The sequence below is a fragment of the Mycobacterium sp. genome, from assembly GCF_046330795.1.
Taxonomy (GTDB): Bacteria; Actinomycetota; Actinomycetes; order Mycobacteriales; family Mycobacteriaceae; genus Mycobacterium.
The window spans coordinates 572294-586604 of the sequence record NZ_JAXLSA010000002.1 but is presented as its reverse complement, the minus strand read 5'-3'; the positions used below and the strand labels follow the sequence as shown (position 1 = coordinate 586604).

Below are 14311 nucleotides of genomic sequence, written 5' to 3'. Positions count from 1 at the left end.
GTGTGGGGGGGTTCACCGGGTTTGTTTTTGGTGGGGGGTGTGGTGTTGATGGGTTTGTGGTGTGGTTGCGTCGCGGTGGCGTCAATTTTTGTGTGTTCTTACAACGGTTTGTTGTTGGTTGTTGTAAGTTTTCGGCCGGTTAGTGCCAGTTCCCTGAACACCTTGCGGTGCGTGTAGGTCTGGTCTATCGATCCCGTGGTCTGCGGGGGGCCTTATCCCACTTGATGGGTGAGAAGCCTGGTCTTGGAAGAGGTTTCCCGCTTAGATGCTTTCAGCGGTTATCCTGTCCGAACGTGGCTATCCAGCGGTGCCCCTGGTGGGACAACTGGTGGACCAGAGGTTCGTCCGTCCCGGTCCTCTCGTACTAGGGACAGGTTTCCTCAAGCTTCTGACGCGCGCGGCGGATAGAGACCGAACTGTCTCACGACGTTCTAAACCCAGCTCGCGTGCCGCTTTAATGGGCGAACAGCCCAACCCTTGGGACCTGCTCCAGCCCCAGGATGCGACGAGCCGACATCGAGGTGCCAAACCATCCCGTCGATATGGACTCTTGGGGAAGATCAGCCTGTTATCCCCGGGGTACCTTTTATCCGTTGAGCGACACCCCTTCCACTCGGGGGTGCCGGATCACTAGTCCCGACTTTCGTCCCTGCTTGACGTGTCAGTCTCGCAGTCAAGCTCCCTTGTGCACTTGCACTCAACACCTGATTGCCGTCCAGGTTGAGGGAACCTTTGGGCGCCTCCGTTACTTTTTGGGAGGCAACCGCCCCAGTTAAACTACCCACCAGGCACTGTCCCTGAACCGGATATACGGTTCGAGGTTAGAGGTCCAATACGATCAGAGTGGTATTTCAACAACGACTCCGCAATTACTGGCGTAATTGTTTCACAGTCTCCCACCTATCCTACACAAACCGTATCGAACATCAATACCAAGCTATAGTGAAGGTCCCGGGGTCTTTTCGTCCTGCCGCGCGTAACGAGCATCTTTACTCGTAGTGCAATTTCGCCGAGTCTATGGTTGAGACAGTTGAGAAGTCGTTACGCCATTCGTGCAGGTCGGAACTTACCCGACAAGGAATTTCGCTACCTTAGGATGGTTATAGTTACCACCGCCGTTTACTGGGGCTTAAATTCTCCGCTTCACCCCGAGGGGTTAACGGGTCCTCTTAACCTTCCAGCACCGGGCAGGCGTCAGTCCGTATACATCGTCTTGCGACTTCGCACGGACCTGTGTTTTTAGTAAACAGTCGCTTCTCACTGGTTTGTGCCACCCCCCACCGCTGCCCACCGCGAGGGTGTTGACAGTAAGGGGTCCCCCTTCTCCCGAAGTTACGGGGGTATTTTGCCGAGTTCCTTAACCATAGTTCACTCGTACGCCTCGGTATTCTCTACCTGACCACCTGTGTCGGTTTGGGGTACGGGCCGTGTGTGTGCTCGCTAGAGGCTTTTCTCGGCAGCTGAGGATCACCGAATTCGCCTCACTCGGCTATGCATCACCTCTCACACCTGATGACACCCGGATTTGCCTAGGTGTCGTGCTACGGGCTTGCCCCAGTATTACCACTGACTGGTACGGCTACCTTCCTGCGTCACCCCATCGCTTGACTACTACCACCGAAGGTCCCGCGCAGCCGGCGGCCCTCGCTCCCCGAAGGGATTGATCAGCCACCCTTTGGGCGGTTAGTACCGATGATTCGTCATTGGGCGCTCACACACGGGTACGGGAATATCAACCCGTTGTCCATCGACTACGCCTGTCGGCCTCGCCTTAGGTCCCGACTCACCCTGGGAGGACTGGCCTGCCCCAGGAACCCTTGGTCTTTCGGCGGGCAAGGTTCTCACTTGCCTTATCGCTACTCATGCCTGCATTCTCACTCCCACACCCTCCACCACTAGGTCACCCTGTGGCTTCACCGGATGCAGGACGCTCCCCTACCCAGCCAGTTACCTGGCTGCCGCGGCTTCGGCGGTGTGCTTGAGCCCCGCTACATTATCGGCGCACAATCACTTGACCAGTGAGCTATTACGCACTCTTTCAAGGGTGGCTGCTTCTAAGCCAACCTCCTGGTTGTCTTTGCGACTGCACATCCTTTTCCACTTAGCACACGCTTAGGGGCCTTAGCCGGCGATCTGGGCTGTTTCCCTCTCGACGCACGGAGCTTATCCCCCGCCGTCTCACTGCCACACTATGACTTACCGGCATTCGGAGTTTGGCTGACGTCAGTAACCTAGTAGGGCCCATCGGCCATCCAGTAGCTCTACCTCCAGCAAGAAACATGTGACGCTGCACCTAAATGCATTTCGGGGAGAACCAGCTATCACGGAGTTTGATTGGCCTTTCACCCCTACCCACAACTCATCCCCTCAGTCTTCAACCTAAGTGGGTTCGGGCCTCCACGCGGTCTTACCCGCGCTTCACCCTGGCCATGGGTAGATCACTCCGCTTCGGGTCCAGAACACACCACTACACCACCCCCACGGGATGGATACGCCCTATTCAGACTCGCTTTCGCTACGGCTACCCCACCCGGGTTAACCTCGCGACATGTCCCTGACTCGCAGGCTCATTCTTCAAAAGGCACGCCATCACCCCACGAACAAGTGAAGGCTCTGACGGATTGTAGGCACACGGTTTCAGGTACTATTTCACTCCCCTCCCGGGGTACTTTTCACCATTCCCTCACGGTACTAATCCGCTATCGGTCACTGGGAAGTATTCAGGCTTACCGGGTGGTCCCGGCAGATTCACAGCAGATTTCACGGGCCCGCTGCTACTCGGGAACACTTCACAACAGCCATGAAGTTTTCGGTTACCGGGCTCTCACCGTCTACGGCAGACCATCCCAGGCCACTTCACCTAACACCATGGTTTATCACTCCCGCTCCTGCCGGCAGACAGAAGAAGAACGTCCCACAACACCGCACACACAACCCCTGCCGGGTATCACATGTACACGGTTTAGCCATCCTCCGCTTTCGCTCGCCACTACTCACGGAATCACTTTTGTTTTCTCTTCCTACGGGTACTGAGATGTTTCACTTCCCCGCGTTCCCCCCCGACACCTATGTATTCAGTGCCGGGTGACACGACATCACTCGTGCCGGGTTTCCCCATTCGGACATCCTCGGATCACAGCTCGGTTGACAGCTCCCCGAGGCATATCGCAGCCTCCCACGTCCTTCATCGGCTCCCAGTGCCAAGGCATCCACCATGCGCCCTTAAACACTTACAAACACAAAACCAAAAATAGAGAATCACAAAAAATTACACCACAACAAACCACACACCACCCGAACCACCACCACCCCCGAAAGAGCGACGACAACCCGAGCAATCATGCGGTCTGATGCTCGCAACCACTATCCACAAATCAAACACCACACCCCACCACCAAGATGGAGCGACAACACGAACCCCCACACACCCACCCCCCAAAAAAAGGGGGGTGACCATCCAGGGGCCGGCACCCACCCCACAAGGCGGGCCCGCGGGCCTGTTGTCTCAGGACCCAACAGTGTGTCTGGTGACACCAGGTCTACCCACCCCAAAAGGAGCAGGCCCCGCCCTGGTCAACGTCTTGTTCATCGCGCACCAGAACCCGATCCACTACAGACCAGGCCCATCCAACGAATCCGTTCGAAAACCGGGAACCCCGCGCTCTGCGGGCCGGCCCGAACATCGTGGTGCTCCTTAGAAAGGAGGTGATCCAGCCGCACCTTCCGGTACGGCTACCTTGTTACGACTTCGTCCCAATCGCCGATCCCACCTTCGACGGCTCCCTCCACAAGGGTTAGGCCACCGGCTTCGGGTGTTACCGACTTTCATGACGTGACGGGCGGTGTGTACAAGGCCCGGGAACGTATTCACCGCAGCGTTGCTGATCTGCGATTACTAGCGACTCCGACTTCACGGGGTCGAGTTGCAGACCCCGATCCGAACTGAGACCGGCTTTAACAAGGATTCGCTCCACCTCACGGCATCGCAGCCCTTTGTACCGGCCATTGTAGCATGTGTGAAGCCCTGGACATAAGGGGCATGATGACTTGACGTCATCCCCACCTTCCTCCGAGTTGACCCCGGCAGTCTCCTACGAGTCCCCGGCATAACCCGCTGGCAACATAGGACAAGGGTTGCGCTCGTTGCGGGACTTAACCCAACATCTCACGACACGAGCTGACGACAGCCATGCACCACCTGCACACAGGCCACAAGGGAACCGACATCTCTGCCGGCGTCCTGTGCATGTCAAACCCAGGTAAGGTTCTTCGCGTTGCATCGAATTAATCCACATGCTCCGCCGCTTGTGCGGGCCCCCGTCAATTCCTTTGAGTTTTAGCCTTGCGGCCGTACTCCCCAGGCGGGGTACTTAATGCGTTAGCTACGGCACGGATCCCAAGGAAGGAAACCCACACCTAGTACCCACCGTTTACGGCGTGGACTACCAGGGTATCTAATCCTGTTCGCTCCCCACGCTTTCGCTCCTCAGCGTCAGTTACTGCCCAGAGACCCGCCTTCGCCACCGGTGTTCCTCCTGATATCTGCGCATTCCACCGCTACACCAGGAATTCCAGTCTCCCCTGCAGTACTCCAGTCTGCCCGTATCGCCCGCACGCCCACAGTTAAGCTGTGAGTTTTCACGAACAACGCGACAAACCACCTACGAGCTCTTTACGCCCAGTAATTCCGGACAACGCTCGCACCCTACGTATTACCGCGGCTGCTGGCACGTAGTTGGCCGGTGCTTCTTCTATAGGTACCGTCACTTGCGCTTCGTCCCTATTGAAAGAGGTTTACAACCCGAAGGCCGTCATCCCTCACGCGGCGTCGCTGCATCAGGCTTGCGCCCATTGTGCAATATTCCCCACTGCTGCCTCCCGTAGGAGTCTGGGCCGTATCTCAGTCCCAGTGTGGCCGGACACCCTCTCAGGCCGGCTACCCGTCGTCGCCTTGGTAGGCCATCACCCCACCAACAAGCTGATAGGCCGCGGGCCCATCCCACACCGCAAAAGCTTTCCACCACAATCCATGCAGACCGTGGTCCTATCCGGTATTAGACCCAGTTTCCCAAGCTTATCCCGAAGTGCAGGGCAGATCACCCACGTGTTACTCACCCGTTCGCCACTCGTGTACCCCGAAGGGCCTTACCGTTCGACTTGCATGTGTTAAGCACGCCGCCAGCGTTCGTCCTGAGCCAGGATCAAACTCTCCAAACAAAAACCCCCACACCCAAAGGCGCAGGCAGAATCCGAATCAGAAAAATCTGACCTAACAAAAAGACACCAAAAACTGGCATCAAAAACAATCACGCCACACCCCAACACGGGGGTACCAGAGCATGGCAAAAAACAACAAACAAAAACCACCAAACACACTATTGAGTTCTCAAACAACAGACTTGCTTTGTTTTGCCCGCTTCGGGGCAACCCTGCCAGCTTAGACCGATCATGTCAGGGAAGTCAACCTCGTATCGATGCCGATCTTGTGTGATCCGCACCACGTGAAGTTGTGCCCCCGTGCGGAGGCGTCTACGAGCTTACCCGCTCAACCTCGGCTCCCAAAGCCACCAGGTTCTCGACGAACAACGGGTAGCCGCGGTCGATGTGGAAAACGTCGTGCACCTCGGTATCTCCGTCCGCCACCAGCGCCGCGAGCACCAAGCCGGCGCCCGCCCGGATGTCCGACGACCACACCGGTGCGCTCGACAACTGCGGGATTCCGCGGATCACCGCGTGATGGCCGTCGGTGCGCGCATCGGCGCCGAGGCGGATCATCTCCTCGACGAACCGGAACCGCGCCTCGAAAACGTTCTCGGTGATCATCGAGGTGCCGTCGGCGATCGAGGCCAGCCCGATCGCCATCGGCTGCAAGTCGGTGGGGAAGCCCGGGAACGGCAGCGTGGCCACGTTGACCGCCTTCGGGCGCTCGTACTGAACCACTCGGAAGCCGTCGTCGCTCTGGGTCACGGTGGCGCCGACGTCGTGCAGCTTGTGCAACACCAGCTGCAGGTGGGCGGGATCGACGCCCGTGACCGTGATGTCGCCACGCGTCATGGCCGCGGCGATCCCCCAGGTGGCGGCGACGATGCGGTCCCCGATCACACGGTGTTCGGTCGGATGCAGCTGCGGAACACCCGTGATGGTCAGCGTGGCCGATCCGGCGCCGGAAATCTGAGCGCCCATCTGCACCAACATGGTGCACAGGTCGACGATGTCGGGCTCGCGTGCGGCGTTGTGGATCGTGGTCACACCTTCGGCCAGGACCGCAGCCATCAGGATGTTCTCGGTGGCGCCGACCGACGGGAACTCGAGTTGGATCTCGGCACCGTGCAGCGAGTCGGCCTGGGCCACAACACATCCGTGCTCGATGCTGCAATCGGCGCCCAGCTGCCGCAGCCCGGACTGGTGCATGTCCAGCGGCCGGGAGCCGATGGCGTCACCGCCGGGCAACGCGACCTTGGCGCGCTTGCAGCGACCCACCAGCGGCCCCAGAACACATACCGAAGCGCGGAACTGCCGGACGGCCGCGAAATCCGCGTCGTACTTGGGTTCATCCGGCGAGGTGATGCGAACCACGTCGCCGTCGAGTTCGACGGTGGCCCCCAGACCACGCAACACCTCGGCCATCAGGGGTACATCGAGGATGTCCGGACAGTTGGTGATGGTGGTGGTGCCCTCGGCGAGCAGGCTGGCCGCCATCAACTTGAGCACGCTGTTCTTGGCTCCCGCGACGGCCACCTCGCCTGACAACCGGCTCCCCCCGGTCACCACGAAACGCTCGCTCACGCGGCTCAGTCTAATGATGGCCCTCGGCGGGTGTCAGCTTCCGGGGCGCCCGAGGCACAAGTACGGTGCTGTCATGGCAGTCCATCTGACCCGCATCTATACCCGCACCGGCGACGACGGCACGACCGGCCTGAGTGACTTTTCCCGGGTGTCCAAGAACGACTCCCGACTGTCGGCCTATGCCGACTGCGACGAGGCCAACGCCGCCATCGGTGTGGCCGTTGCGCTCGGATCACCCGATGAACGGCTCGGATCGGTGCTGCGCCAGATCCAGAACGACCTCTTCGATGCGGGCGCCGACCTTTCGACACCGGTGGTGGACAACCCCGAATACCCGCCACTGCGGATCACCCAGAACTACATCGACCGGCTCGAGGCGTGGTGCGATGAGTTCAATGAGCCACTGCCAGCACTGAATTCGTTCATCCTGCCCGGCGGTACCGCGCTGTCGGCCCTGCTGCACGTCGCCCGTACGGTGACCCGCCGCGCCGAGCGCTCCGCCTGGACCGCGGTGGCCGACCACCCGGAGACCGTCAGCGTCCTGCCGGCCAAGTACCTCAACCGACTGTCCGATCTGTTGTTCATCCTGTCGCGGGTCGCCAACCCCGACGGGGACGTCCTCTGGCAGCCGGGCGGGGGCGCGCCCCAAACCGAAAGCTGATGTCCGCCAAACCGATCCGGGATCAGGCGCTGCGTCGACGGGCCCGCGGCGACGGCCGCGACTCGAGCCACGAGAGGAACGCCGTCAACGCACCGCGGTCGAGTGCCATTTCGTAGCCACGCCGGCGGTCGGGCCGATCGGCCGCGGCGTCACCGAGTTCGAGGATCACGATCGCCTCGGTCATGATGTCGAACTCGTCCCCGCGCGGAGCCCGCCGGGCGATGATCTCGAGACCCCGCCGACTCAACCGGCGATCGGGCCACCAACGCAGGCTGGACAGGCGATAGAACTCGGCCTCGCCGCCGCGGTATCGGACGACCCCGTGGCGCCACCCGTGTCCCGCGGTAGCCGGAAGGTCCCGCAGGATCGCCGCGGTGCCGCCCTGACGCAGGTTCCACAACCGGTACCCGAGAACGGCTACGAGCAGCCCCAGAACGCCGACGAGCACGACCATGATGATCATGGGCGTGCTCATCGCGGGACCCCCGCGGCCTAGTCGAGCTTGCCGATGGCGCGGAGTGCCGCCCTACCCTTGGCCGCGACCGCTGGGTCGTCGGAATCAGCGTTCGACTGAGCCTTGGCCGCGTCGATCTCCGACTCGAGCTCGGCGAACTCGGCGAGGATGATCACGCCCTCTTCGGTCACCGACATGAACCCGCCGTTGACGGCGATGCGGAGATCGCCCTCACCCTCGCGTTCGACCCGTACGACCGCGTCGTCGACCAATTGGGCCACCAGCGGGATGTGCCGGGGCAGGATTCCGATGTCACCGGCCGTGGTGCGGGTGAACACGAAACTCGCTTCACCGGACCAGATCTTGCGCTCGACGGCGACGATGTCGACATGCATGTCAGCTGCCATGGCGCATCACAGCTTCGCGCCGAGGCTCTCGGCCTTCTTGGCGAGATCGTCAAGACCACCGATGAGGAAGAACGCCTGCTCGGGCACATGGTCGAAGTCGCCCTTGGACAGCTTGTCGAACGCCTCGACGGTCTCCTTGAGGGGCACCGTGGAGCCCGGCTGACCGGTGAACTGCTCGGCGGCCATCATGTTCTGGCTCAGGAAGCGCTCGATGCGACGGGCCCGGTAGACCAGCTGCTTGTCCTCCTCGGAAAGCTCGTCGATGCCGAGGATGGCGATGATGTCCTGAAGATCCTTGTAGCGCTGCAGGATTCGGATGACTTCCTGCGCAACCCGGTAGTGCTCGTCGCCGACCACGCTCGGGTGCAGGATCGTCGAACTCGACGCCAACGGATCCACGGCCGGGAAGATGCCCTTGGAGAACACCGCGCGGGACAGCTCGGTGGTGGCGTCCAGGTGGGCGAACGTGGTGGCCGGGGCCGGGTCGGTGTAGTCGTCGGCGGGCACGTACACGGCCTGCATCGAGGTGATGGACCGGCCGCGGGTGGAGGTGATGCGCTCCTGCAGCTCGCCCATCTCGTCGGCCAGCGTGGGCTGGTAACCCACCGCCGAGGGCATGCGGCCCAGCAGGGTCGACACCTCGGAGCCGGCCTGGGTGAACCGGAAGATGTTGTCGATGAACAGCAGCACGTCCTGGCCCTGCTCGTCGCGGAAGTACTCGGCCATGGTCAGCGCGGACAGCGCGACACGCATACGAGTGCCCGGCGGCTCGTCCATCTGACCGAACACCAACGCGGTGTCCTTGAGCACGTTGGCATCCGCGAGCTCGACCCACAGGTCGTTCCCCTCACGGGTGCGCTCTCCGACGCCGGCGAACACCGAGGTGCCGCCGAAGTTGCGGGCGATGCGGTTGATCATCTCCTGGATGAGCACCGTCTTGCCCACGCCGGCACCGCCGAACAGGGCGATCTTGCCGCCACGCACGTACGGGGTGAGCAGATCGACGACCTTCAGGCCGGTCTCGAGCATCTCGGTGCGCGGCTCGAGCTGATCGAATGGCGGCGGCTTGCGGTGGATCGACCAGTGGTCGAAGTCCTTGCCGTAGCCGGGCTCGTCGAGGCAGTCACCGAGGGCGTTGAAGACGTGGCCCTTGACGCCGTCTCCGACGGGCACCGAGATCGACGCACCGGTGTCGGTCACCTCGACGCCGCGGACCAGGCCGTCGGTGGGCTGCATCGAGATGGTGCGCACCAGGTTGTCGCCCAGGTGCTGTGCGACCTCGAGGGTCAGCGTCTTGGACAGGTCCTTGTAGGAGATGTCGGCGTGCAGGGCGTTGAACAGGTCCGGCACCGATCCACGCGGGAACTCGACGTCCACCACCGGACCGGTGATGCGAACCACGCGCCCGGTGGTGTCCTTCTTCGCTTCTGCGGGGGCAGTCATATCTCTTCGCTTCCTAGGGGTGGTTCTACGGTGTTGTCTATTTGGCGTCGGCCAGCGCGTTGGCGCCGCCGACGATCTCGCTGATTTCCTGGGTGATCTGCGCCTGGCGCTCGCGGTTGGCTTCCAGCGTCAGGGCCTTGATCAAGTCGTCGGCGTTGTCGCTGGCGGACTTCATCGCCCGGCGTCGCGACGCCGACTCCGACGCGGCGGCCTCGAGCAGCGCCGAATACACCCGGGTGGCGACGTAGCGCGGCAACAGCTCGCCGAACAGGGTCTCGGCATCGGGCTCGAAGGAGAACAGGGTGTGCGGGCCGGTCGTGTCCTCGCCGACGTATTCGACGACCATCGGTGCGATCCGCCGGGCCTCGGCGGTCTGCGACAGCATCGACTTGAATTCGGTGAACACGATGTGCAGCTCGTCGACGCCGAGGATCCCGTCGGCGCCGGGGTCCTCGCCCTCGTCGTCAGCACCGGACAGGAATGCCTCCACCAGGGTGTCGGCGATCTCCTTGGCATTCTCGTAGGTGGGGTGCTCGGAGAACCCGGTCCATGATTCGGTGACGGGACGGTTGCGGAAGCTGTAGTAACCCAACGCTTTCCGGCCGACGGCGTAGATCACCGGCGTCTTGCCCTCGTCACGCAGCAGGGCCAGCAGTTCCTCGGCCTGGCGCAGCGCGTTCGCGTTGTACGCACCACACAGACCGCGGTCCGAGGACACCACCAGCACGCCGGCGCGCTTGGGGTTCTCCCGCTCCACGAGCAGCGGATGGTCGAGCGCGCTGGCGCCGGCCAAGTTGGTCAGCATGTTGGTGATCTCAGTGGCATAGGGCCGGGCCGCTTCGACCCGGGCCTGCGCCTTGGCGATCCGCGAGGTCGCGATCAGCTCCTGTGCCTTGGTGATCTTCTTGATCGACCCGGCGGAGCGGATGCGACCGCGCAACTCGCGCAGTGTTGCTGCCATCGGTTTTCAGACCCTTCCGGTACCTCGCTCGACCCTCGCTGCTACTTCTTCTTCGGCGGAGCCGGCTTCTTGACCTTGACCGACTCCTTGCCGACCTCGTCCTCGGACAGCGCATCGACGTGCTCGTCGACGACGACCGAGCTGCCGTCGGTGGCCTGGAAGCCCTTCTTGAAGTCGTTGACCACCGACACCAACTTCTCCTCGGCATCCTCGGAGAGCTTCTTGCTCTCCTTGATGCCGGTGAGGATGTCGGAATGGCTGGCCTTCACGTGCTCGAGGAACTCCGACTCGAAACGCGAAACATCTTCGGCCGGAACCGAATCCAAGTGGCCCTGGGTACCGAGGAAGATCGCGACAACCTGATCCTCGACCGGCATCGGGCTGTACTGCGCCTGCTTGAGCAGCTCCACCAGGCGGACACCACGGTCCAGCTGGGCCTTGGACGCGGCGTCCAAGTCGGAGGCGAAGGCCGCGAAGGCCTCCAGCTCGCGGTACTGCGACAGATCCAGACGCAGCGAGCCCGCGACCTCTTTCATGGCCTTGATCTGAGCGGCGCCACCGACGCGGGACACCGAGACACCGACGTTGACGGCCGGGCGCACACCCTGGTTGAACAGATCGGACTCCAGGAAGCACTGACCGTCGGTGATCGAGATGACGTTGGTCGGGATGAACGCCGAGATGTCGTTGGCCTTCGTCTCGATGATCGGCAGACCCGTCATCGAACCGCCGCCGAGCTCGTCGGAGAGCTTCGCGCAACGCTCCAGCAGCCGCGAGTGCAGGTAGAAGACGTCGCCGGGGAAGGCCTCGCGGCCCGGCGGGCGGCGCAGCAGCAGCGAGATCGCGCGGTAGGCGTCGGCCTGCTTGGAGAGGTCGTCGAAGACGATCAGGACGTGCTTGCCGTTGTACATCCAGTGCTGACCGATGGCCGAACCGGTGTAGGGCGCAAGCCATTTGAAGCCGGCCGAGTCGGACGCCGGGGCCGCGACGATGGTGGTGTACTCCATCGCGCCACCTTCCTCCAGCGCCCGCTTCACGCTGGCGATGGTGGTGCCCTTCTGGCCGATGGCGACGTACACGCAGCGCACCTGCTGCTTGGGATCACCGGTCTCCCAGGCCTCGCGCTGGTTGAGGATGGTGTCGACGCAGACGGCGGTCTTACCGGTCTTGCGGTCCCCGATGATCAGCTGCCGCTGACCACGGCCGATCGGGGTCATCGCGTCGATGGCCTTGATGCCGGTCTGCAGCGGCTCGCTCACGCCCTGGCGCTGCACCACCGAGGGGGCCTGCAGCTCGAGCGCGCGACGGGTCTCGGCCTTGATGTCGCCCTGGCCGTCGATCGGCTGTCCGAGCGGGTTGATCACGCGGCCGAGGAACTCGTCGCCGACGGGCACCGAGAGCACCTCGCCGGTGCGCTTGACCTGCTGGCCCTCTTCGATCTTCTCGAACTCACCGAGGATGACCGCGCCGACGCTGTGCTCGTCGAGGTTCAGCGCCACACCGAGGACGCCGCCGGAGAACTCCAACAGCTCCTGGGTCATCACCGAGGGCAGACCCTCGACGTGGGCGATGCCGTCGCCGGCGTCGATGACGGTGCCGATCTCCTCGCGTCCGGAGTCCGAAGCGAACGACGAGACGTAGTCCTCGATCGCGCCTTCGATATCAGCAGCCGAGATTGTCAACTCTGCCATGGCTTTTCGTCTTCCTGCCTTTGTGTTACTAGGTTCGCTGGATGCTGGTGGTCAGTCCGGCAGCCCGGCGCGGGCTGCGGTCAGTCGGGATGAGATGGAGCCGTCGATGACTTCGTCGGCGACCTCGATCTGCAACCCGCCGAGTACCGCCGGGTCGACGTTGAGCTGCACCGACACCGGATGGCTGTAGATGCGGCTGAGGATCTCGGTGAGCCGGGTGCGCTGCTGTTCGGACAGGTCGGCCGCCGCGGTCACGTGCGCCACGACCTCGCCCCGGCGTGCGACCGCCAGTTCGGCCAGATCGATGACGGCCTCGTCGGCGCGTTCGCCGCGCAGCAGTGTCACGGTGTTCGCCAGCAGCGTCGCCGCCGTCGGATCCACCGATCCACCCCCACCCGAGAGCACCTTGTCCAGCAGGGCGATTCGGCCCTGCGCCGGCGCGCTGTAATCGGAGAGCAGCGCCGTGAGTCGCGGTTCCTCGTCCAGCACGCGGCCGAACCGGAACAACTGCTCTTCGAGCTCCTCGCCCCGGCCGGCACGGTCGGCACGGACCAGCAGGGCCAGCCGGCCGACGTGCTCGACGGCGTCGATCAGGTTCGACTCCGCCGACCACCGCTGGGACGCGGCGGTCGCGAGCACCCCGAGGGCCGGGGCGCCGATCTTGCCGCCGAACAGCGAGTCGACCAGCCGGGCCTTCGCCTCGGTACCCTCCGCCGAGTCGGCGAGATGTCGCGACAGCACGGGTTCGGTGATGAGCAGCCTGGCCACCGACGTGAGGTCACCGGCCAGCGTGTCCAGGGCGGCCTCGTCGAGCCCGCCGGAGACGTCGTCGAACTTGCGGACCGTCTCGGCCAGCGATTCCCGGCTGGCGGCACGCAGGCTCAGGGCGGCACCGGCGTCGAACACCGCCAACGACGGCGACATCTCGTCCAGTTCGTCGAGGAACCGGTCAACGGTGGCCGATTGCCGCGCCGGGTCGGCGACGTGCGCCCGCACCAGTTCCTCGGCCTTGGCCACCGATGCCGACCCCAGATCGCCGCGCAGCTCGCGGATCGTCTGCTGGCGCAGCAGGTGCACCTGCTGCGCACCCTGGGCCTTGATCCGGTCGGCCTCGACGACGGCCTGCTCACCGAGTTGCTCGGAGATGCGGGTCGAGTCGGTGCGCGCCTCGTCGGTCACCCGCGCCGCTTCGGCCTTGGCATCGGCCAGGGCCTTGGCATGCGTCTCGTCGGCGCTGGCCAGTCGGTGCGCGGCCGCCGCACTCTCATCGAGCGCTTCGCGGATCGCGTCCTGCTGCTTGGCCATCATGTTGCGCAGCGGCGGCACCACGAACTTGACCATCAGCCACACGATGAGGGCGAAGCCGATCAGCTGTCCGATAAAGGTCGACATCTACCGACTCCCGCCTGAAGCTGCCGCACCATCGGTTCCGAGGATGCGGTCGGCCAACGTCCGAGATAGACCGTCCACCGACGACTCCAACTGCGCCGACGCGGCCTGCGCGTTCTGCGACAGTTCGTCGCCTGCGACACGCAGCGATTCGGCGACCTCGCCGCCGGCCGCTGCGCGCGACTCGTCGACGACCTGGCGCCCCTGCGCGCGGGCCTCGTCCCGGATGGCCGACGCCTCACTGCGGGCGCCCGCCATCGTCTGGTCGTAGTCGGACTGGGCGGCGGCCACCTGCTCCGCCGCCTTCTTGCTGTCGGCAGCGGTCTTGGCCAGCATGGCCTCGCGCTCGGCGAGCACCTTGCTGACCGGTGGCACAACCCACTTCGCGATCACGGCGAGCACGATCAGGAAGATGATCAGCACGACGAAGAAGGTGCCGTTGGGGATCAGAAAGTTGCTCTGTCCCCCGCCCTCTTCCGCCGCCAAAACGGTTGCGCTCAGTTCACCCATGTCGACGGT

Annotated in this window: 9 protein-coding genes and 2 rRNA genes; 1 reads left to right on the top strand and 10 read right to left on the bottom strand. The window is 63.3% G+C overall.

Annotated elements, in window-relative coordinates; all coding sequences use genetic code 11:
* Positions 1-119 precede the first annotated feature (119 nt).
* The 3 genes from U0R18_RS10005 to murA all read right to left on the bottom strand — a co-directional run bounded on the left by U0R18_RS10005 (position 120) and on the right by murA (position 6786).
* Positions 120-3236 (bottom strand): 23S ribosomal RNA (locus tag U0R18_RS10005).
* Between the two features lie 462 nt (positions 3237-3698).
* Positions 3699-5217, bottom strand: a 16S ribosomal RNA gene (locus tag U0R18_RS10000).
* The 16S and 23S rRNA genes sit together here, the layout of an rRNA operon.
* Positions 5218-5529: 312 nt before the next feature.
* Entirely contained in the window at positions 5530-6786 is a 1257-nt protein-coding gene (gene murA / locus U0R18_RS09995) for a UDP-N-acetylglucosamine 1-carboxyvinyltransferase (RefSeq protein ID WP_526368016.1), read from the bottom strand.
* Positions 6787-6859: 73 nt separating this feature from the next.
* Here murA and U0R18_RS09990 point away from each other — a divergent pair, with 73 nt between their 5' ends.
* Positions 6860-7447, top strand: a complete 588-nt coding sequence (locus tag U0R18_RS09990) for a cob(I)yrinic acid a,c-diamide adenosyltransferase (protein WP_526368015.1) — start codon at positions 6860-6862, stop codon at positions 7445-7447.
* 22 nt (positions 7448-7469) lie between these two features.
* Here the strand turns inward: U0R18_RS09990 and U0R18_RS09985 are convergent, their stop codons facing one another.
* The 7 genes from U0R18_RS09985 to U0R18_RS09955 are packed head-to-tail and all read right to left on the bottom strand — an operon-like array spanning position 7470 to position 14302.
* Complete coding sequence (locus U0R18_RS09985) at positions 7470-7922, bottom strand: DUF2550 family protein (protein ID WP_526368014.1); 453 nt, start codon at positions 7920-7922, stop codon at positions 7470-7472.
* A 17-nt stretch (positions 7923-7939) separates the two neighbouring features.
* Positions 7940-8308, bottom strand: coding sequence for a F0F1 ATP synthase subunit epsilon (locus tag U0R18_RS09980; protein WP_526368013.1), 369 nt, complete (start codon positions 8306-8308; stop codon positions 7940-7942).
* Positions 8309-8314: 6 nt separating this feature from the next.
* On the bottom strand, positions 8315-9751 hold the full coding sequence (gene atpD, locus U0R18_RS09975; RefSeq protein ID WP_526368012.1) for a F0F1 ATP synthase subunit beta: 1437 nt from the start codon (positions 9749-9751) through the stop codon (positions 8315-8317).
* A gap of 37 nt (positions 9752-9788) precedes the next feature.
* Positions 9789-10712 carry a F0F1 ATP synthase subunit gamma gene (locus tag U0R18_RS09970; RefSeq protein WP_526368011.1) on the bottom strand — a complete coding sequence of 308 codons (924 nt, stop codon included), beginning with the start codon at positions 10710-10712 and terminating at the stop codon, positions 9789-9791.
* A 41-nt stretch (positions 10713-10753) separates the two neighbouring features.
* Positions 10754-12403, bottom strand: coding sequence for a F0F1 ATP synthase subunit alpha (atpA, locus tag U0R18_RS09965; protein ID WP_526368010.1), 1650 nt, complete (start codon positions 12401-12403; stop codon positions 10754-10756).
* A gap of 51 nt (positions 12404-12454) precedes the next feature.
* Complete coding sequence (locus tag U0R18_RS09960; RefSeq protein ID WP_526368009.1) at positions 12455-13795, bottom strand: F0F1 ATP synthase subunit B/delta; 1341 nt, start codon at positions 13793-13795, stop codon at positions 12455-12457.
* On the bottom strand, positions 13796-14302 hold the full coding sequence (locus tag U0R18_RS09955; protein WP_526368008.1) for a F0F1 ATP synthase subunit B: 507 nt from the start codon (positions 14300-14302) through the stop codon (positions 13796-13798). It lies immediately after the preceding gene.
* Positions 14303-14311: the final 9 nt, after the last annotated feature.

Bases quoted from the DNA above. Each gene is read 5' to 3' on its own strand.
- U0R18_RS09990 (WP_526368015.1), top strand. From the start codon at position 6,860: ATGGCAGTCCATCTGACCCGCATCTATACCCGCACCGGCGACGACGGC.
- U0R18_RS09985 (WP_526368014.1), bottom strand. From the start codon at position 7,922: ATGAGCACGCCCATGATCATCATGGTCGTGCTCGTCGGCGTTCTGGGG.
- U0R18_RS09980 (WP_526368013.1), bottom strand. From the start codon at position 8,308: ATGGCAGCTGACATGCATGTCGACATCGTCGCCGTCGAGCGCAAGATC.
- atpD (WP_526368012.1), bottom strand. From the start codon at position 9,751: ATGACTGCCCCCGCAGAAGCGAAGAAGGACACCACCGGGCGCGTGGTT.
- U0R18_RS09970 (WP_526368011.1), bottom strand. From the start codon at position 10,712: ATGGCAGCAACACTGCGCGAGTTGCGCGGTCGCATCCGCTCCGCCGGG.
- atpA (WP_526368010.1), bottom strand. From the start codon at position 12,403: ATGGCAGAGTTGACAATCTCGGCTGCTGATATCGAAGGCGCGATCGAG.
- U0R18_RS09960 (WP_526368009.1), bottom strand. From the start codon at position 13,795: ATGTCGACCTTTATCGGACAGCTGATCGGCTTCGCCCTCATCGTGTGG.
- U0R18_RS09955 (WP_526368008.1), bottom strand. From the start codon at position 14,302: ATGGGTGAACTGAGCGCAACCGTTTTGGCGGCGGAAGAGGGCGGGGGA.